The sequence below is a fragment of the Paraburkholderia sp. SARCC-3016 genome (assembly GCF_031119615.1).
Lineage (GTDB): Bacteria > Pseudomonadota > Gammaproteobacteria > Burkholderiales > Burkholderiaceae > Paraburkholderia.
This window is the reverse complement of sequence record NZ_JAVHZD010000008.1, coordinates 156,257-174,913: the sequence shown is the minus strand read 5'-3', so window position 1 is coordinate 174,913 and position 18,657 is coordinate 156,257. Positions and strand designations below refer to the sequence as shown.

At 64.5% G+C, this 18,657-nt stretch carries 18 protein-coding genes; 11 read left to right on the top strand and 7 right to left on the bottom strand.

The genetic code is table 11. From position 1 onward, the window contains the following. Positions 1–54: 54 nt before the first annotated feature. The 5 genes from QYH69_RS10595 (at position 55) to QYH69_RS10575 (ending at position 4,277) form a co-directional block, all read left to right on the top strand. A complete protein-coding gene (locus QYH69_RS10595; RefSeq protein WP_308831809.1) occupies positions 55–933 on the top strand; it encodes an aspartate/glutamate racemase family protein in 879 nt (292 codons plus the stop codon). Positions 934–1,115: 182 nt separating this feature from the next. Beyond that, positions 1,116–2,066 carry an allantoinase PuuE gene (gene puuE, locus QYH69_RS10590; protein WP_308831808.1) on the top strand — a complete coding sequence of 317 codons (951 nt, stop codon included), beginning with the start codon at positions 1,116–1,118 and terminating at the stop codon, positions 2,064–2,066. Beyond that, entirely contained in the window at positions 2,063–2,584 is a 522-nt protein-coding gene (gene uraD / locus QYH69_RS10585) for a 2-oxo-4-hydroxy-4-carboxy-5-ureidoimidazoline decarboxylase (protein ID WP_308831807.1), read from the top strand. The genes puuE and uraD overlap by 4 nt, the downstream gene beginning before the upstream one ends. 101 nt (positions 2,585–2,685) lie before the next feature. Next, the gene (gene alc / locus QYH69_RS10580) at positions 2,686–3,696 is read left to right on the top strand and encodes an allantoicase (protein ID WP_308831806.1); all 1,011 of its coding nucleotides are present in this window, start codon (positions 2,686–2,688) and stop codon (positions 3,694–3,696) included. A gap of 62 nt (positions 3,697–3,758) precedes the next feature. Further along, positions 3,759–4,277, top strand: a complete 519-nt coding sequence (locus QYH69_RS10575; protein ID WP_308831805.1) for an ureidoglycolate lyase — start codon at positions 3,759–3,761, stop codon at positions 4,275–4,277. Between the two features lie 135 nt (positions 4,278–4,412). Here QYH69_RS10575 and QYH69_RS10570 read toward each other — a convergent pair whose 3' ends face one another. Both QYH69_RS10570 and uraH read right to left on the bottom strand, forming a co-directional pair. Continuing rightward, on the bottom strand, positions 4,413–5,606 hold the full coding sequence (locus QYH69_RS10570) for a urate hydroxylase PuuD (protein ID WP_308831804.1): 1,194 nt from the start codon (positions 5,604–5,606) through the stop codon (positions 4,413–4,415). 254 nt (positions 5,607–5,860) lie between these two features. Continuing rightward, on the bottom strand, positions 5,861–6,214 hold the full coding sequence (uraH, locus tag QYH69_RS10565; protein ID WP_308831803.1) for a hydroxyisourate hydrolase: 354 nt from the start codon (positions 6,212–6,214) through the stop codon (positions 5,861–5,863). Between the two features lie 359 nt (positions 6,215–6,573). On the opposite strand from uraH, the gene QYH69_RS10560 reads away from it, so the two are divergent. Next, positions 6,574–7,959, top strand: coding sequence for an 8-oxoguanine deaminase (locus tag QYH69_RS10560; protein ID WP_308831802.1), 1,386 nt, complete (start codon positions 6,574–6,576; stop codon positions 7,957–7,959). Positions 7,960–7,988: 29 nt separating this feature from the next. Here the strand turns inward: QYH69_RS10560 and QYH69_RS10555 are convergent, their stop codons facing one another. After that, a complete protein-coding gene (locus QYH69_RS10555) occupies positions 7,989–8,918 on the bottom strand; it encodes a LysR substrate-binding domain-containing protein (protein ID WP_308831801.1) in 930 nt (309 codons plus the stop codon). 342 nt (positions 8,919–9,260) lie between these two features. Beyond that, entirely contained in the window at positions 9,261–9,470 is a 210-nt protein-coding gene (locus QYH69_RS10550; RefSeq protein ID WP_308831800.1) for a dodecin, read from the bottom strand. Between the two features lie 212 nt (positions 9,471–9,682). Here QYH69_RS10550 and QYH69_RS10545 point away from each other — a divergent pair, with 212 nt between their 5' ends. Then, positions 9,683–10,576, top strand: coding sequence for an NAD(P)-dependent oxidoreductase (locus QYH69_RS10545; protein ID WP_308831799.1), 894 nt, complete (start codon positions 9,683–9,685; stop codon positions 10,574–10,576). A 162-nt stretch (positions 10,577–10,738) separates the two neighbouring features. Then, positions 10,739–12,331, top strand: a complete 1,593-nt coding sequence (locus tag QYH69_RS10540) for an ABC-F family ATPase (RefSeq protein ID WP_308831798.1) — start codon at positions 10,739–10,741, stop codon at positions 12,329–12,331. Positions 12,332–12,403: 72 nt separating this feature from the next. Here QYH69_RS10540 and QYH69_RS10535 read toward each other — a convergent pair whose 3' ends face one another. Then, positions 12,404–12,895 carry a hypothetical protein gene (locus tag QYH69_RS10535; RefSeq protein ID WP_308831797.1) on the bottom strand — a complete coding sequence of 164 codons (492 nt, stop codon included), beginning with the start codon at positions 12,893–12,895 and terminating at the stop codon, positions 12,404–12,406. 236 nt (positions 12,896–13,131) lie between these two features. On the opposite strand from QYH69_RS10535, the gene QYH69_RS10530 reads away from it, so the two are divergent. Beyond that, positions 13,132–14,568, top strand: a complete 1,437-nt coding sequence (locus tag QYH69_RS10530) for an aldehyde dehydrogenase family protein (protein WP_308831796.1) — start codon at positions 13,132–13,134, stop codon at positions 14,566–14,568. A gap of 146 nt (positions 14,569–14,714) precedes the next feature. Beyond that, complete coding sequence (locus QYH69_RS10525; RefSeq protein WP_308831795.1) at positions 14,715–15,404, top strand: OmpW family outer membrane protein; 690 nt, start codon at positions 14,715–14,717, stop codon at positions 15,402–15,404. Between the two features lie 45 nt (positions 15,405–15,449). On the opposite strand, the gene QYH69_RS10520 is transcribed toward QYH69_RS10525, so the two are convergent. Both QYH69_RS10520 and QYH69_RS10515 read right to left on the bottom strand, forming a co-directional pair. Continuing rightward, complete coding sequence (locus QYH69_RS10520) at positions 15,450–15,653, bottom strand: DUF1289 domain-containing protein (protein ID WP_308831794.1); 204 nt, start codon at positions 15,651–15,653, stop codon at positions 15,450–15,452. 153 nt (positions 15,654–15,806) lie between these two features. Then, a complete protein-coding gene (locus QYH69_RS10515; RefSeq protein ID WP_308831793.1) occupies positions 15,807–17,108 on the bottom strand; it encodes an Nramp family divalent metal transporter in 1,302 nt (433 codons plus the stop codon). Between the two features lie 387 nt (positions 17,109–17,495). Between QYH69_RS10515 and QYH69_RS10510 the strand changes: the two genes are divergently transcribed. Beyond that, positions 17,496–18,599, top strand: coding sequence for a polyamine ABC transporter substrate-binding protein (locus QYH69_RS10510; protein ID WP_308831792.1), 1,104 nt, complete (start codon positions 17,496–17,498; stop codon positions 18,597–18,599). The last annotated feature ends 58 nt before the right edge of the window (positions 18,600–18,657 follow it).

The following is an 18,657-nucleotide window of genomic DNA, read 5'->3' as shown; positions in this document are numbered from 1 at the left end:
TAACCGGAAACGCTGCCACGCAAAGCGCCTGCATGAGCAGCAACAGGAGTCGACATGCGTATCAGACTGATCAACCCGAACACGACCCAGCGGATGACCGACGCAATGGGTCGTTGCGCACGCAACATCGTCGCGCCGGGCACCGAGGTGGTGGCGGTCAGCCCGACCATGGGTCCGCCTTCGATCGAGGGCTACTACGACGAGGCATTTGCGACGCCGGGCCTGCTCGCCGAAGTTGCGGCAGGCGAGCGCGAAGGTTTCGACGGCTACGTGATCGCCTGCTTTGGTGATCCGGGGCTGTACGCGGCGCGCGAAGTCGCGCGCGGCCCGGTGATCGGCATTGCCGAGGCGGCGATGCATGCGGCAAGCGTGCTCGCGCCGGGCTTTTCGGTCGTGACGACGCTGTCGCGCACCTGCGGTATGGCGTGGCATCTCGCCGAGCGCTATGGCATGAAGCGCTTTTGCCGCAACGTGCGCGCGACCGACGTCGCCGTGCTCGATCTCGATCAACCGGGCTCGGCTGCGTGCCGGCTCATCGTCGACGAATGCCGGCGCGCGCTCGACGAAGACGGCTCGGACGCGATCGTGCTCGGCTGCGCGGGCATGGTCGACTTGTGCGCGCAGATCGAGGATGCGGTTGGCGCGCCGGTCGTGGAGGGCGTGACCGCCGCCGTCAAATGGGTCGAAGCGCTGGTTGCGCTGCGGCTTTCGACGGCGAGGCGCGGCGAATACGCGCGGCCGCTCGCGAAGCGCTACGACGGCGCGTTCGCGCGCTTCAGCCCGACTGAAGGCGATTTGCGCGCCGCCGGAACGCGGGTAAACGCGGGGCTTTCGGCGCATGCGTCGGGCGCGTCTGCAAGCACAACGGCGGGCACGACGACAGGCGACAAAGCGATCCCCGCACACGACGATGCCGCGCCGCACATACACTGAGTCTGACCCGCACTATGGGTCCGCGTGTATGCGCGCACCGCGGCGTTTTCGCTACACTGGCTCGACGTGCCGCGCCGCGTGCGAGCATATGCAGCGTATCCGAGCGCATGTGAACCCGTGACATCGACTCCGCATCGCGCCGCGCCGCGTGCTCATCGTCAACTGCTGCTTTCCGTCAAATCATGCCACTCGATCCGAACTATCCACGCGACCTGATCGGCTACGGCCGTCATCCGGTGCAGGCAAACTGGCCCGGGCGCGCCCGCGTCGCCGTGCAATTTGTGCTCAATTACGAAGAGGGCGGCGAGAACTGCGTCCTGCACGGCGACGCCGGATCGGAGCAGTTCCTGTCGGAAATCGTCGGCGCCGCGTCGTTTCCGGCGCGCCATATGAGCATGGAGTCGATCTACGAATACGGTTCGCGCGCGGGCGTGTGGCGCATTCTGCGCGAGTTCGAAAAGCGCGGCCTGCCGCTGACCATATTCGGCGTCGGCATGGCGATCGAGCGCAACCCCGAAGCGGCGCGCGCATTCGTCGAGCTTGGGCATGAAATCGCCTGCCACGGGTATCGCTGGATTCACTATCAGGACTTCCCGCCCGAGCGCGAAGCCGAACATATGCGTCTCGGCATGGCAGCGATCGAGCGCGTGACCGGCGAGCGGCCGCTCGGCTGGTACACGGGCCGCGACAGTCCGAACACGCATCGGCTCGTCGCCGAATACGGCGGCTTTCTATACGACTCCGATTACTACGGCGACGATCTGCCGTTCTGGATGGACGTCGACGTAACCGGCGGCGCCACGGTGCCGCAACTGATCGTCCCTTATACGCTCGACACGAACGACATGCGGTTTGCGACGCCGCAGGGATACAACACCGCCGACCATTTCTTCACGTATCTGCGCGACGCCTTCGACGTGCTTTACGAAGAAGGCGACGAAGCGCCGAAGATGATGTCGATCGGCATGCATTGCCGGCTGCTCGGACGACCGGGCCGGTTTCGCGCACTGCAGCGCTTTCTCGACCATATCGAACAGCACGATCGCGTGTGGGTCACGCGGCGTATCGACATCGCGCGTCACTGGCGCGAACATCATCCGTATCAGCAACCGGCGCGCGGGGCGACCGCATGAAAGCGACGCATTACACGTTCGATCAACTGAACCGCATTCCGGACGATGCATTCGTTGCCGCGCTGTCGGGCATCTTCGAACATTCGCCGTGGGTGGCGCAAGCCGCTGCCGGCATGCGCCCGTTCGCGAGCATCGACGAACTGCATCGCGCGATGTCGCGCATCGTCGAAACAGCCGGGGAGGCGCGGCAACTCGCACTGATCAATGCGCACCCGGAACTGGCGGGCAAGGCGGCGGTGCGGGGCGAACTGACCGCCGAATCGACGCGCGAGCAAAGCGGCGCAGGTCTCGACCAATGCACGCAGGAAGAGTTCGACCACTTGCTGCAGCTGAACGCGGCGTACCGCGAAAAGTTCGGATTCCCGTTCATTCTCGCGGTGCGCGGCTACGACCGGCACGGCATCATCGCGAACTTCGAAGCGCGCGTGAACAACAGTCGCGCGGATGAGCTGCGCGCGAGCCTCGACCAGATCTATCGGATTGCGCGTTTCAGACTCGACGATCTGCTCGGCGTTTGAAGACATACACCCGTCCGCGCACCCGAACACACACACAAACACGCACCCACGAAGCACGCGTACAGGCCGTACGCATCATCAGATATCAAAGGAAGACGACGATGGCACTCCCGATTCTCGATCCCAACGCACCGGACTTCACGCGCCGCTATGTGAATCTGGCGGACCCGCGGCTGGGTGCGCAGGCGCTCGAAGCAAGCGACGAATTTTTTGCGCCGAAGGACCGGATGCTGAATCCGGAGCCCGCCGTGTTCATTCCCGGCAAATACGACGAACACGGCAAATGGATGGACGGCTGGGAAACGCGGCGCAAGCGCACGGCCGGCTACGACTGGTGCATCGTGAAGCTTGCGCGGCCCGGCGCGATCAAGGGGCTCGACCTCGATACGAGCCATTTCACCGGTAATTTCCCGCCTGCCGCATCGGTGGAGGCGGCGCGCGTGGTCGACGGCACGCCGAACGAGGCGACGCAATGGACGCAAATCGTTCCATCGACGACGCTGCAAGGCAACTCCCACCATTATCTCGATGTAACCGACACGAACGCGTACACGCACGTGCGCGTGAACATCTATCCGGACGGCGGCATCGCGCGCCTGCGTATCTATGGACAGCCGCAAGTCGACTGGGCAGGCGCGAGCCGCACCGAGCTGTTCGATCTGGCCGCGATGGAAAACGGCGCGTATCTGGTCGGTGCGAACAACCAGCACTTCGGCGCCGCATCGACGATTCTGATGCCGGGCCGCGGCGTCAATATGGGCGACGGCTGGGAAACGCGGCGCCGCCGCGAGCCCGGCAACGACTGGGCCATCGTCGCGCTCGCGCAGCCCGGCGTGATTCGCAAGATCGAAGTAGATACCGCGCACTTCAAGGGCAATTACCCCGACCGCTGTTCGATTCAGGCCGCGTATGTGACCGGCGGCACCGACAGTTCGCTCGTCACGCAGGCGATGTTCTGGCCGGTGCTGCTCGGCGAGCAGAAGCTGCAGATGGACAGGCAGCACTTTTTCGAAAGCGAGCTGGAAGCGCTCGGCCCCATTACGCATGTGCGCTTCAACATCATTCCCGACGGCGGCGTATCGCGTCTGCGGCTGTGGGGGACGCTCGCGTGATGCGCGAACAGGTCGACGCAATGAGGGATACGATGCTGGACGCGATTCTGGATAGGTATGCAATGAAGACACTGCCCATCGAACCGCTGACGCGCGAGGTCTTCGCGCCGTTCGGCGATGTCATCGAACTCGAAGGTGCTAGAGAGATTCCGATCAATCTCGGCACGACGATCCGCTATCACGATCTCGCGAAGGTGGACGTGAACGACGCCGGCGGCCGTACGCTCGTCAATCTGTTTCGCGGACAGCCGCGCACGCTGCCGTTCGAAGTGAAGATGCTCGAGCGGCATCCGCTCGGCAGCCAGGCGTTTATCCCGTTCGACGAAAAGCCGTATCTGATCGTGGTGGCGCCGGCCGGCGCGCTCGATCCGCAGGCGATTCGCGCATTCGTCACAAGCGGATGGCAGGGCGTGAACTACGCGAAGGGTGTGTGGCACCATCCGCTGATCGCGCTGGGCCAGGTGAGCGACTTTATCGTCGTCGATCGCGGCGGCGAGGGGTGCAATCTGAACGAGCAGGACCTGCCCGAATCCTTGTGGCTGACCGACGATGCGCTAAGCGTCGTGCGTGAGCGATGTTGATGGGCGGCCGCGTATAGACGGGCCGCTCCCATAAAAATAGCGGTTTTGGGCGTGAGCCCAAAACCGCTTTTTCGCAATCGATGCTGCAAACGCGAAGCGCAAGCCGCGGCCCACGCTCCCGTTCCCGCGCCGCAACTACTGCGACGCTCCTCCCTGAAACCACGCCGCCAGCTTCTGCCGCTCGTCATCGGTCATATGCGTGACGTTGCCCAGCGGCATCGCCTTCAGCGTGACCGCCTGCTGATAGATCCGTTGCGCGTTCTGCGAGATCTCGGCCGGCGTGTCGAACATCACGCCGGCGGGCGCACTGCCCATCAGCGTCGGATGCGCGGAGTGACAGGCGGCACAGCGTTGCTGAAGGATCGGCGCGATATCGGCCACGACGATCTTCGGCGCGTTGGCCGCTTCGGCCTGCGGCACGACGCGTTTGGGCATCGTCCAGACGAGCGCCGCCGCCATCAGCGCGACGCCGCCAAGCGGCAGATACCAGAGCACCCGGCCACGATGACGCATCACGAAGAACTGCCGGATCAGCGCGCCGGCCGCCATGATGACCGCGAGCACGGCCCAGTTGTACGGATGCGTGTACGTCATCGCGTAGTGATTCGACAGCATCGCGAACACGACGGGCAGCGTAAAATACGTGTTGTGCACCGAGCGCTGCTTGCCGCGCTTGCCGTAGATCGGGTTCGGCGTATCGCCCTTGAGCATCGCGTCGACCATCTTGCGCTGGCCCGGAATGATCACGAAGAACACGTTTGCCGACATGATCGTTGCGAGCGTCGCGCCCATGATCAGATACGCGGCGCGGCCCGCGAAGATATGGCACGCAAGCCACGCGCCGATGAGCACGACGAGCGCCACGCAGATGCCGAGCAGGCGATCGTTCTTGCCGAGCAGCCGGCACAGCGAGTCGTAGATGATCCAGCCGCCCGCGAGAAACCCGAGCGCCGAGAAAATCGCGACCACCGGCCCCATATCGAGCACGTTGCGGTCGATCAGATACGTGTTCGGCGCCAGCAGATAGAGCACCGTGAAGAGCCCGAAACCGGACAGCCAGGTCGTATACGACGGCCATTTCGACCAGTGCAGGTCGTCGGGCATTTCGGGCGGCGCGACCGTGTATTTCTGCATGTTGTAAAAGCCGCCGCCGTGTACGTGCCACAGTTCGCCGAACACACCGCGGCGCCGCTGGCTCGGGTCTTGCGGCGGCTTCAGGCTGTTGTCGAGGGCGACGAAATAGAACGATTCGCCGATCCATGCGATCGCCGCGATCACATGGAACCAGCGGATCGCGAGGTTCAGCCAGTCGGTGATAAAGCCTTCCATGAAACTCCTCCACTTCCTGTTCGTCGTGGGCGCGGTGCTCGAAGCGCACGGGTGCGAGCAGAGACCCGGTCGAAGCACCGCGCCGATGCGAGAATCGCGCTACGCGGCATAGGCCGCATCGGATGCGTCGAGCAGCGCGCGCGATGTTGTTTTCGATTTCGACAGGCAGATTGCCGATCGACTGCCACTCCGGAGCAACTGAGCTGAAACTGAGCTGGAACTGAGCTGGAACTGAGCTGCAACTCAGCTGCAACTCAGCTGCCGCGGTACGTGCTATACGACCACGGCGAAACGAGCAGCGGCACGTGGTAATGCGCATCCGCATCCGAGACGCCGAAGCGCAGCACGACCCGGTCGACGAAGCGCGGCTGCGGCAACGGCGCGCCGGTTGCCGCGAAATAGTCGCCCGCGTGAAACACGAGCTCGTATTCGCCCGCGACAAACGCGCTGCCTTCGAGCAGCGGCTCGTTGCAGCGGCCGTCGTGATTGGTGGAGGCGGTTTTGAGCGCGCGGCGCGTGTCGCCCGCCAGCGCGAAGAGTTCGACCTTGATGCCGGCGCCGGGACGGCCGTTCGCGGTGTCGAGCACGTGGGTAGTAAGCTTGCCCATTCGCGATTTTCCTTATGTCAATGCGAGGTTCCGGCAGCGGCCCGATCCGGTTCCCATGCGGCGGATCGAGGCTCCACGTCAGTGGCTACATACCCGTCGGCGGATTCAAGCGAGCGCCGTGACAAGCATTGTAGAAACATTGGCGAGGTCCGCGCGGCCGCGATAGGAAAGATAATGGCTGACGCATAAGGACACACGCGCGTTGCGCGCCGCTTCCGGTCCGCTTCCGGTCCGCTTCCGGTCCGTGTCCGTGCCCCATCCGCCCACTATATCGCCGCCACGAATCCCACTATCGCTGCGCAGCGCATTGCCAACGCGATTTTGACCGCCGAAGGTAGCGCCGATCAAGGAGGAAACGAATGACTGACACGCAGCGCAACATCCGCGGCAAGACGATGCTGGTCAAACACGCGTCCGTACTGGTCACGATGGACGACGCGCGGCGCGAGCTGCGCGACGCCGGCCTCTATATCGAAGACGGCCGGATCGTCGCGGTCGGCGCGACGGCCGATCTGCCGCAGACGGCCGACGACGTGCTCGACCTGCGCGGCCACCTCGTGATACCGGGGCTCGTCAACACGCATCACCACATGTACCAGAGCCTCACGCGCGCCTTGCCCGCCGCGCAGAATGCCGAGCTGTTCGGCTGGCTGACGAGCCTCTACGAGGTGTGGGCGCATCTGACGCCCGAGATGATCGAGGTGTCGACGCTGGCCGCGATGGCGGAGCTGCTGCTGTCCGGCTGCACGACGTCGAGCGATCATCTGTACGTGTTTCCGAACGGCTGCCGGCTCGACCACAGCATCGAAGCCGCGCGTCGCATCGGCATGCGTTTTCATGCAAGCCGCGGCAGCATGAGCGTCGGCAGGCGCGATGGCGGCTTGCCGCCCGACGAGGTCGTCGAAGGCGAAGCGCAGATCCTCGCAGACACCCAGCGCGTGATCGAGACATATCACGACGCCGGCCGCTACGCGATGCTGCGTATCGCCGTCGCGCCGTGTTCGCCGTTTTCGGTGAGCCGCGACCTGATGCGTGAATCGGCGGCGCTCGCGCGTCACTACGGCGTGTCGCTGCACACGCATCTGGCCGAGAACGTCAACGACGTCGCCTATAGCCGCGAGAAGTTCGGCATGACGCCGGCCCAGTACGCGCAAGACCTCGGCTGGGTCGGTCGCGACGTGTGGCATGCGCATTGTGTGCAGCTCGACGACGCCGGCATCGAACTCTTTGCGCGCACGGGCACCGGCGTCGCGCACTGCCCGTGCTCGAACATGCGGCTTGCCTCGGGCATCGCGCCGGTCAAACGGATGCGGCTCGCGGGCGTGCCGGTCGGGCTCGGCGTCGATGGTTCGGCATCGAACGACGGCGCGCAGATGGTGGCCGAAGTGCGGCAGGCGCTGCTGTTGCAGCGCGTCGGCTTCGGCCCCGACGCGATGACCGCACGCGAGGCGCTCGAAATCGCAACGCTGGGCGGCGCGACGGTGCTTGGCCGCGACGACATCGGCGCGCTCGCGCCGGGCATGGCGGCCGACTTCGTGTCGTTCGATCTGCGGCAGCCGCTGTTTGCGGGCGCCCAGGCGGACCCGGTCGCGGCGCTCGTGTTCTGCGCGCCGTCGCAGGTCGCGCATAACGTGATAGGCGGCCGGCAGATCGTGAAGGACGGCGTTCTGACCACCGTCGAACTGGGACCCGTGATCGAGCGGCATAACCGCTTGGCGCAGCAGTTGTACGACGCGGCGCGATAACCCGCGCCGCCCGAAGCCGGACGCCCCCGTTATTTATCGATGAGCGTGCGCGTCGCCTCGGCCACGAGCCCGCGCAGCCAGCGCACTTCGTCGGAGTAATGCACGCGCTCGTGCCACAGCTGGTAGTACTGCATCGGCGGGAAATCGAGCGGCGCGGCCATCACCGTCAACGGCAGAAACTTCGCGTAGTAGTCGGCGAACAGACGCGTCGTCGTGAAGATCAGATCGGACTTGATCAGCACATACGGCGCGAGATTGAAGTAAGGCAGCGTGACGACGACATGGCGCTTCAGCCGTTCGCGCGCGAGATGCACGTCGATCGCGCCGCGCTGGCCGACCGAATACGGCGTTGGCGCGAGGTGCGGCGCGTTCAGATACTGGTCGAGCGTGATCGAGCCGCGCTTCGCGAACGGATGCGTATTGCTCATCAGGCACACGATTTGATCGACGAACAGATTCGACAGATGCAGCTGTTCGGGCGGCTCGGGCCAGTTGCCGACGACGGTGTCGAGCTTGCCGTCTTCGAGCGCGAGCTCGTAGTCGAAGGCGGGGCCGAGCGAGTGAAATTCGAGCTGGGCGTTCGGCGCCGCCTGCCGGAACCGCTCGACCACGGTCGGCACGAACAGCACGTTCAGGTAGTCGGGACAGCCGATCCGATAGCAGCGGATCGACGTTGCAGGGTCGAAACTCTGCTGCTGGAACCGGATGCGCTCGATTTCGCGCAGCGCGTTCTGTGTCGGTTCGAGCAGGCGCAGCCCGTATTCGGTCGGCACCATGCCCGACTTGCCGCGCACCAGCAGCGGATCGCCGGTAATGTCGCGCAAACGGCGCAATGCCGCGCTGATGGCCGGCTGCGACTGGTTGAGCTTGACGGCCGCACGCGTGACGCTGCGCTCCATCAGTAGCGTATGCAATACGCGCAGGAGGTACGTGTCGATCGCCTCGCGTTGCTGACTCATGACTTCTCCAGAATATATGTCGAGGCTGATCGATGTGACGCTTGGGTATACGATTTTTAATATAGTTGGTACAGGCCGTCAAGGCAGTGCTTTCCCGCAGCGCGAAAGGCGTGGCGCTCAGAGCGTTGGACGGACGGGCAGCGCGGCGTTTTAAACGCAATCGGAAGAGTGCTTGGGCGGACGAGCGAAGGTGGAGAAAGTGGTGGGAGCGGCGGCGGGCGGGAAACGACCAGACGATTCGCGGAAATCCACGAATTCGTCAGACAAAGACGTGCCGGAACTGCGCCCGGGGTCCGGACGCAGCGGTTCAGCAATGCGCAGCGATGATGCAGCGTTTATGCGTCAGTCTTCGAGCCGCAGACCGACTTTGAGCGTGACCTGCCAGTGCGCGATCTGACCGTTGTCGATATGCCCGCGCGTCTCGATCACCTGGAACCAGCACAGATTGCGCAAAGTTTTCGAGGCCTTGTCGATTGCACAGCGAATCGCGTCGTCGCTCGATTTCTGCGAAGAGCCGGTGATTTCGATGGTCTTGTAGACGTGCTCGCTCATGATGGTCCTCCGGGTTGGGGTCGAAAAAAGTATAGATAACGCGCTTCACGAGCACGCCCCGGGTTTGCGCGCAGTCGACGTGCCCGGGCGCACGTCGATGCGCCACGCGCGGCGCAATGTGCGGCCGCGCCGTCACGTACGCCGGTGCGCGGCGCTATGATGGGCGCCGGGTAACGTTCGCAACATGTTCAGATCGAAGAGGAATCGAAATAATGGAAGTGGGTTTTTGCGGCCCGGGCTTGATGGGCGCCCCGATGATTCGGCATCTGCTGCGCGCGGGGCATACGGTCCACGTCTGGAACCGCACGCGCGACAAGGCGCAAGCGCTCGCGAAGGACGGCGCGCAGATCGCGTCGGCACCGGGCGCGCTGGCCGATCGGGCCGAGCTGATTTTCCTCTGCGTATCGGATGCGGCGGCCGTCGAGCAGGTCGTGTTCGATCCGCAGCACGGCATCGTAACAGCCGCGCAAAAGCCTGCAGGCGGCGCGCGGGTGCGCCGCATCGTCGACCATTCGAGCATCGCGCCGTCGGCGACGCGCGGTTTCGCGCAACGGGCCGCCGCGGCCGGCGTCGGCTGGGTCGACGCGCCGGTGTCGGGCGGCGTGGCCGGCGCGAACGCCGGCACGCTTGCCGTGATGGCGGGCGGCGCCGCCGCCGATGTCGAAGCGGCGACGCCCGCGATCCGCGCCTACGCGGCGCGCGTTACGCATATGGGCGACGTGGGCGCGGGCCAGACCGCGAAGCTCTGCAATCAGTCGATCGTCACGGCGACGGTCGCGGCTATCGCCGAAGCGGTGAGCCTCGCGCAGCGAAGCGGCATCGACGCCGCGCGTCTGACCGAAGCGCTGGCGGGCGGCTGGGCGGACTCGGTGCTGCTGCAAACCTTCGTGCCGCGCATGACGACGAGCGGCGACGCACCGATCGGCGCCATGCGCACGTTCCAGAAGGACGTCGATACGATTGCCGCGACCGCCTACGAAACGGGCACGCCGATGCCGGTTGCGGGCACCGTGCAGCAGGTGTTGCGGCTGGCGGCGGCGATGGGTCTTGCCGATGCCGATTTCTCCGCGTTCGTCGACGTGCTGCAACCGGGCAAGCGCCGTTGAAAACGGCGTGAAAGTGTTCCAGCATGGCTATGACCGCGCGCGAACGCGCCAGCGTTAGCAGGCCCGGAGCAGGTGTCCGGCGGCCCGAGGGACACGATATGCTGCTAAAATAGTCGGTTTTTCAGCGATCCAGGTCGGATCACTATCTCAAAGGTACGCGCCGTGCTGTCTACTGCCAATATCACGATGCAATTCGGGCCGAAGCCTCTCTTCGAAAACATCTCGGTCAAATTCGGGGAAGGGAACCGCTACGGGCTGATCGGGGCGAACGGCTGCGGCAAGTCGACGTTCATGAAAATTCTCGGCGGCGACCTCGAGCCCACGTCGGGCAACGTCATGCTCGAACCGAACATCCGTCTCGGCAAGCTGCGCCAGGACCAGTTCGCCTATGAAGACGTGCGCGTGCTCGACGTCGTGATGATGGGCCACACCGAAATGTGGGCCGCGATGAGCGAGCGCGACGCGATCTACGCGAACCCCGAAGCAACCGACGACGACTACATGCACGCCGCCGAACTCGAAGCGAAGTTCGCCGAATACGACGGCTACACGGCCGAGGCGCGTGCGGGCGAATTGCTGCTCGGCATCGGCATCGCGCTCGATCTGCATAGCGGCACGATGAGCAATGTCGCACCGGGCTGGAAACTGCGCGTGCTGCTTGCGCAGGCGCTGTTCTCGAAGCCGGACGTGCTGCTGCTCGACGAGCCGACCAACAACCTCGATATCAACTCGATTCGCTGGCTCGAAGATGTGCTGAACGAGTACAACTCGACGATGATCATCATCTCGCACGATCGTCACTTCCTGAACCAGGTCTGCACGCATATGGCGGACATGGACTACGGCACGCTGAAGGTTTATCCGGGCAACTACGACGACTACATGCTCGCGAGCACGCAGGCGCGCGAGCGTCAGCAGGCGGCGAACGCGAAGGCGAAGGAGCGCATCGCCGATTTGCAGGACTTCGTGCGGCGCTTCTCGGCGAACAAGTCGAAGGCGCGCCAGGCGACGAGCCGTCTCAAGCAGATCGACAAGATCAAGATCGAGGAATTCAAGCCGTCGTCGCGGCAGAATCCGTTTATCCGCTTCGAGTACGAGAAGAAACTGCACAACATCGCGGTGGTCGGCGAGGAGATGACGAAGAAGTACGACCGCACGATCTTCAGCAATTTCAGCATCAGCGTGCAGCCGGGCGAGCGCATTGCGATCATCGGCGAGAACGGCGCGGGCAAGACCACGCTGCTGCGTTCGCTGCTCGGCAATCTGCCGCTCGAACACGGCTCGGTGAAGTGGGCGGAAAACGCGAACATTGGCTACATGCCGCAAGATACCTACGAAGAATTTCCGAACGACGTCACGCTGATGGAGTGGATCGACCAGTACCGCAAGGAAGGCGACGACGAGCAGTCGGTGCGCGGCACGCTCGGCCGCCTGCTGTTCAACGCGGACGATATCCGCAAGTCGGTCAAGGTGCTGTCGGGCGGCGAAAAGGGCCGCATGATCTGGGGCAAGCTGATGCTTGGCCGCCACAACGTGCTGCTGATGGACGAGCCGACGAACCATATGGACATGGAGTCGATCGAGTCGCTGCAGATCGCGCTCGACAAGTACGACGGCACGCTGATCTTCGTGTCGCACGACCGCGAATTCGTGAGCGGCCTCGCGAACCGGATCATCGAAGTGAAGACCGACGGCACGTTGAACGACTTCGGCGGGAACTACGAGGATTTCCTCGCAGGGCAGGGCGTGCAGTAACGGTTCATCGGCATCGCTACGGGCAAGATTGGGCGCCCGTAGCGCGTGCAGCGGCGCCTCGCGCAGTTCGCGCTACTTCTCCGGCGCCTGGTTTGTCGACAGTATCGTGCTCAGTTTGGTGCCGCCCGCGGCTTCGCAATCGACGGGCGTCGAAGCGTTCCACTTCACCGCAATACCATGTACCACGGGCCTGACCATGCGCCATGGCCAGAAGCCGAAGTGTTGTGCGCCGCCGTATTCGATGATTGCATCCGCGCCGCGCATACGCGCGTTCTCGGCCAGCTTCGGCAGGATGTCGCTGACGCCGCCATAAGTCCCTTTTCCCACCTTCAGTTTCCTGACGACCGTGTATTTCTGGTCGGCGGGCGGCAGGTGTGCGAAGAAGCAGAAGTCGCCGAGCCCCGAGGGAAGCTCGGCAGCGCGGTTGCCGGGCGTCGCGGACGTCGGCAGATCGACCTCGCCCGCGTCCCCGGTCTGTGCATCGGCGTCCGCCTGTGCCGCGCTGGCCGCCATCCCCGTCGCCAGCGACGCCGCTAGCAAGGTAGATCCGATCATTTTGTTCATGGTGTGGTCTCGATGCCGGTTCGCACCGGCGTTTTGTGGTGCCGAATTGTAAGTTGGCGTCGCAAGATTCGCTATAGGAACGCTGCGGAGTGTCGCCGTGGATATCGGACCCGCTTATCGCAGCGCGGGCCTTTGTCTTGCTCGCTTGATCGTGATGCGAATCCCGGCCTGCTCAGGGCGCTTGAGTAAAATGTGTGCGACCGAAGCGCCGCATCCGAGACAAGGAACGCACCGACATGAAGACCTACGACCAGTTCTACATCGACGGCAAATGGCTGAGCCCGTGCGGCACCGGCACGATCGACGTGATCGACTCCGGCACCGAAGCGGTGATGGGCCGCATTCCCGAAGGCATCGAAGCGGACGCGGAAGCCGCGATCGTCGCGGCGCGCGCCGCCTTCGACGCCTGGGCCGCGACGTCGCCGCAACAGCGCGGCGCGTACCTGCAAAAAATCGCCGACAACCTCAAGACCCGCACCGACGAACTCGCGCAACTGATCTGCGGCGAAGTCGGCATGCCGATCAAGCTGTCGCGCGCGATACAGGTCGGCGGGGCGGTACAAAACTGGCACGCGTACGCCAAACTCGCGGGCGAATTCGCGTTTGAAGAGAAGGTTGGCCATTCGCTCGTCGTGCGCGAACCGGTCGGCGTCGTCGCGGCGATCACGCCGTGGAACTATCCGCTCAACCAGATCACGCTGAAGGTGGCCGCGGCGCTCGCGGCGGGCTGCACGGTCGTCCTGAAGCCGTCGGAGATCGCGCCGCTCAATGCGTTCGTGCTCGCCGAGGCGATTCACGAAGCGGGCTTGCCGGCCGGCGTTTTCAACCTTGTCTGCGGCTATGGGCAGGTGGTCGGCGAGGTGCTCGCGTCGCACCCGTCGGTCGATATGGTGTCGTTCACGGGCTCGACGCGCGCGGGCAAGCGCGTGTCCGAACTCGCCGCGGCGACTGTCAAGCGCGTCGCGCTCGAATTGGGCGGCAAATCCGCATCGGTGATTCTCGACGACGCGGATTTGCCGGCCGCCGTGAAAGCGACCGTCGGCGCATGCTTTCTGAACTCGGGGCAGACGTGCTCCGCGCATACGCGCATGCTCGTGCCCGAAAGCCGCTACGACGAAGTGCGCGCGCTTGCGAAAAGCGCGGCCGAAAGCTATGTGCCCGGCGACCCGCGTCACGACAGAACGCGCCTCGGTCCGCTCGCATCGGCCGCGCAGCAACAACGCGTGCAGCAGTACATCGCGCGCGGCATCGAAGAGGGCGCGGACCTCGTGACCGGCGGGCCCGGCATGCCGGACGGCATACAGCAAGGCTTCTTCGCGAAACCGACCGTATTCGGCCGCGTGCATCCGAAGGCGACGATCGCGCAGGAGGAAATCTTCGGCCCCGTGCTGACGATTCTCACGTTCAAGGACGAAGACGAAGCGGTCCGCATCGCGAACGACTCGGTCTATGGTCTCGCCGGCGCAGTATGGGCGGGCAGCGACGAACGCGCGCTTGGCATCGCGCGCCGGATGCGCACGGGGCAGGTCAATATCAACGGCGGCGCGTGGAATGCGGCCGCGCCGTTCGGCGGCTACAAGCAGTCGGGCTATGGCCGTGAGAACGGCACGTATGGTCTCGACGAATATCTCGAGTACAAGGCAATGCAACTCGCCGTCAACAAGACGACGTAACGCGCCGCACACGCGTTCGATGCGGCGTTCAGCCGCATCTGCGCGCGCGTGTTTGTCACACTTGACAAAGGTCAATAGCGCAAACGCCGCAGCGCCCGACAATCGCTTCGAACACCAACGAATCGAAACGATAGCGGGGCAAGGCAATGAAGAAGAACAGAACCGGAATGGCGCTCGCAATGGCGGGTGCCACGCTGATAAGCGCGTTCGCGACCACCGCCGCACACGCCGACGACACAGCCAGCGGCCCAGCGTCGGCCGCGAGCACGGTGCAAAGCCCGGTCGAGGGCGGCATTCATGCGCGCGATGTGCTGGTCCGTTTGCGCGGTATCAGCATCATGCCGCAGGTCGGCACGAGCAGTACGTTGTCGACGCTCAACGTGAACGTCAACAACGCGATCGTGCCGGAGCTCGACTTCACGTACATGATTCGCGACAACATCGGCGTCGAGTTGATCCTCGCGACATCGCGCCATCAGGTGACGTCGAACCTGGGCGCGCTCGGCGGCGTGAACGTGCTGCCGCCGACGCTGCTGCTGCAGTATCACTTCAACCATCAGGGAAAGATTCGCCCATACGTCGGCGCGGGCCTCAACTACACGTATTTTTATAACGACGGCCTCAAGGCGGGCGGCCAGTCGATTGCCGTGAGCCGCAGCAGTTTCGGCCCGGCGCTGCAGGCCGGTGTCGACGTGCAGATCACGAAGACGCTGTTCGTCAACGCGGACATCAAGAAGATCTGGATGAGGACCGATGCGACGCTAGGCGGGGCATCGATCGGCACGCTGCGTATCGACCCGCTCGTGGTCGGTCTCGGCGTCGGGATGAAATTCTGACGGGGTACTGCCCGGCGCGCGGATCGGCCCCGCGCGAGGCGCGGCTCACATCTTGTCGTACTTGAAGCGCATGGCGGTGCCGTCGCGTTCGATCCGCTCCCATACCGAGCGCTTCTCGTCGTCGGTCATGAAGACCCAGTTCGCGACCTCGGTCGCCGTGCGGCCGCAGCCTTTGCACACTTCGTCGAAGAGCGTGGAGCAGACGCCGATACACGGGCTGTCGGGGAGGTCGTGAAGATTCGAAGCCATCGGGAACGAGGTGAAAAGCGCGGGCGGTCCGATATGGTAAACGAAAAGCCGAGGCGCCCATTCTCGCCACCGATCGGCTGCCGGAAGGCGCGAATGCGCGGCTAACCATCGAGCAGCGAGTAACCCGAAGGAGCGTTCAAGCGAGCCGAACGCTCAACGTCCAGCCACGACCTGCCACACGAGCGCGGCATTGAGCGCGACGATCGCCGCCGCGGCCAGCCATGCCAACACGAGCGGCACGCGCCTGACGCGCCAGCCGCGCATGAGCCGCGAGTCCGAGGCGAATCGCACGAGCGGCACGACCGCGAGCGGCAACTGCAGGCTCAGCACCACCTGGCTTGCGACGAGCAGCTGGTTCGACCCGTGTGGGCCGAATAGCACGACCGCGACCAGCGCGGGTCCGAGCGCGAGCCCGCGCGTGAGCAGCGCGCGCTGCCAGCGCGGCAGCGTGAGACGCATGAAGCCTTCCATCACGGCCTGTCCCGCGAGCGTGCCCGTCACCGTCGCATTCATGCCGCATGCAAGCAGCGCCGCCGCGAACAGAATCGCGGCCCAGTGCGACCCGACGAGCGGCGCGATCAGCGCCTGCGCGTCGGCGAGGTCGGACACGTTGCGATGGCCGTGCGCGTGAAAGACCGCGGCCGAGACGATCAACAGTGCTGCGTTGATCAGAAACGCCACCGATAGCGCGCCGAACGTGCCGACATTGGCGCGCTTGAGTACCTGGGCGATCGCCGCGTCGTCGCCGTCGGGCACGGACTCCTTGACGAGCGCCGAATGCAGATAGAGGTTGTGTGGCATCACGGTTGCGCCGAGTATGCCGGCCGCGAGCCACAGCATGCCGGCGTCGCGCACGATGCGCGGGTCGGGTACGGTGCCCGCGAGCGCCGCGTGCCAGTCCGGCTGGGCGAGCGCGAGTTCGACCACGAAGCACATGCCGACGAACAGAATCAGCGCGACGACGAACGCCTCGAGCGTGCGCTGGCCGTGCCGCTGCAGCGCCAGCATCGCGAACGTGCTGACCGCCGACAGCAGCACGCCGACGGTCAGCGAGACGCCGAGCAGCATCTGCAACGCGACCGCGCTGCCGACCACTTCCGCGACGTCGCACGCGATGATCGCGATTTCGCTTGCGATCCACAGCGCGAACGCGGTGCGGCGGCTGTAGCGTTCGCGGCACAGCCGCGCAAGATCGCGTCCGGTGACGACGCCCACGCGCGCCGAGACCCACTGCAGCAGCATCGCGGTCAGGCTCGACAGCAGCACGACACTGAGCAGCTGATAGCCGTAGCTCGCGCCGCCGGAGAGCGCGGTGGCCCAATTGCCGGGATCCATATAGCCCACCGCGACGAGCGCGCCCGCGCCGATGAACGACAACCGGCGCGCGGGCCGCGGCGGCATGCCGTCGGACGGGTGGCGGCGCGTCGGATGCAGCGCGAACGGATTCGTGTTCATCAAGGCCCTCTTCGACATGAGCCAGATAGCGAGGCAAGCGCCATGCCTGTGCGGCAGCCGGCGCGCAGCGCTTTTATGACAGTCTATAGTGACGGGCATCCGGCATCAGGTGCGATTCGAGGTAGACACGCGCCGATAACCCGATAAAATTGCGCCCATTTTCCCGGTCGCGGCGGGTTTCGCCCGAATGGCGCACGCTCGCCGCCGGCTGTACCGTTTGCGCGACATCGGGGGATTTTTTTTGTGGCGCACATCGATTAGTGGTAGCTTTCGGGGTTTTCAGGGACGTCGCGGGCACGCCATGCACAGGCGGGACGGGCATGTGCAGGCATCGCGGCATAAGCGGGGTAGACGGCCGGCGTCGGCTGGCCAGGACTGGAGAACGGAATGAGCAAACGGGTGTTGGGCCGGTTGGTGGCGGCGGTTGCGCTGTGCGCCGCGCCCTGGCTGCCGGCCGCGGCAAAAGATACGCAATTGAATGTGTACAACTGGTCGGACTACATCGCCAAGGACACTATTCCGAACTTCGAGAAGCAGACCGGCGTCAAGGTCAGGTACGACAACTACGACAGCGATGACACGTTGCAGGCCAAGCTCCTGACCGGCAACTCGGGCTACGACATCGTCGTGCCGACCAGCAACTACGCGGGCAAGCAGATTGCCGCCGGCATTTTCGCGCCGCTCGATAAATCGAAGATCCCGAACCTCAAATATCTCGACCCGTCGCTGATGGCGCTCGTCGCCGGCGCCGACCCGGGCAACCAGTACACGGTGCCCTGGGCCTACGGCACGACCGGCCTCGGTTACAACGTGACGAAGGTGCAGCAGATTCTCGGCAAGAACGTGCCGCTCGACAACTGGGACATCCTGTTCAAGCCCGAAAACATTTCGAAGCTGAAGGCGTGCGGCGTGTCGGTGCTCGACGCGCCGGACCAGATGTTCGCAGCCGCGCTGCACTATCTGGGCAAGGATCCGATGAGCACGAACCCGGCCGACTACCGGGCCGCGCTCGAGATGCTGAAGAAAATCCGCCCGTACATCACGCAGTTCAACTCGTCGGGCTATATCAACGACCTCGTCGGCGGCGACATCTGTTTCGCGTACGGCTGGTCGGGCGACGTCGTGATCGCCAAGCATCGCACGCTCGAGGCGAAGAAGCCGTACAAGGTCGAGTATTACATTCCGAAGGGTGGCGCGCCGGTCTGGTTCGACGTGATGGCGATCCCGAAGGATGCGAAGAACAAGGAAGCCGCGCTCGAGTGGATCAACTACATCGAGACGCCGCAGGTGCACGCGGCGATCACGAACGCCGTCTATTATCCGAGCGCGAATCTCGAAGCGCGCAAGTATGTCGACAAGGACGTCGCCAACGATCCGGCCGTGTATCCGCCGCCCGACGTCGTGAAGACGCTGTTCCTGCTGAAGCCGTTGCCGCCTGAAATCCAGCGCCTGCAGACACGGCTCTGGACGGAGTTCAAATCCGGCCGGTAAGCGTCTTCGACCAGGCGCCGCGATCGTGCGGGTCCGCATCATCCTTAAGCCCTCGGCG

Coding starts and splice junctions, on each gene's coding strand:
- QYH69_RS10595 (WP_308831809.1), top strand. CDS start 55: ATGCGTATCAGACTGATCAACCCGAACACGACCCAGCGGATGACCGAC.
- puuE (WP_308831808.1), top strand. CDS start 1,116: ATGCCACTCGATCCGAACTATCCACGCGACCTGATCGGCTACGGCCGT.
- uraD (WP_308831807.1), top strand. CDS start 2,063: ATGAAAGCGACGCATTACACGTTCGATCAACTGAACCGCATTCCGGAC.
- alc (WP_308831806.1), top strand. CDS start 2,686: ATGGCACTCCCGATTCTCGATCCCAACGCACCGGACTTCACGCGCCGC.
- QYH69_RS10575 (WP_308831805.1), top strand. CDS start 3,759: ATGAAGACACTGCCCATCGAACCGCTGACGCGCGAGGTCTTCGCGCCG.
- QYH69_RS10570 (WP_308831804.1), bottom strand. CDS start 5,606: ATGGAAGGCTTTATCACCGACTGGCTGAACCTCGCGATCCGCTGGTTC.
- uraH (WP_308831803.1), bottom strand. CDS start 6,214: ATGGGCAAGCTTACTACCCACGTGCTCGACACCGCGAACGGCCGTCCC.
- QYH69_RS10560 (WP_308831802.1), top strand. CDS start 6,574: ATGACTGACACGCAGCGCAACATCCGCGGCAAGACGATGCTGGTCAAA.
- QYH69_RS10555 (WP_308831801.1), bottom strand. CDS start 8,918: ATGAGTCAGCAACGCGAGGCGATCGACACGTACCTCCTGCGCGTATTG.
- QYH69_RS10550 (WP_308831800.1), bottom strand. CDS start 9,470: ATGAGCGAGCACGTCTACAAGACCATCGAAATCACCGGCTCTTCGCAG.
- QYH69_RS10545 (WP_308831799.1), top strand. CDS start 9,683: ATGGAAGTGGGTTTTTGCGGCCCGGGCTTGATGGGCGCCCCGATGATT.
- QYH69_RS10535 (WP_308831797.1), bottom strand. CDS start 12,895: ATGAACAAAATGATCGGATCTACCTTGCTAGCGGCGTCGCTGGCGACG.
- QYH69_RS10530 (WP_308831796.1), top strand. CDS start 13,132: ATGAAGACCTACGACCAGTTCTACATCGACGGCAAATGGCTGAGCCCG.
- QYH69_RS10525 (WP_308831795.1), top strand. CDS start 14,715: ATGAAGAAGAACAGAACCGGAATGGCGCTCGCAATGGCGGGTGCCACG.
- QYH69_RS10520 (WP_308831794.1), bottom strand. CDS start 15,653: ATGGCTTCGAATCTTCACGACCTCCCCGACAGCCCGTGTATCGGCGTC.
- QYH69_RS10515 (WP_308831793.1), bottom strand. CDS start 17,108: ATGAACACGAATCCGTTCGCGCTGCATCCGACGCGCCGCCACCCGTCC.
- QYH69_RS10510 (WP_308831792.1), top strand. CDS start 17,496: ATGAGCAAACGGGTGTTGGGCCGGTTGGTGGCGGCGGTTGCGCTGTGC.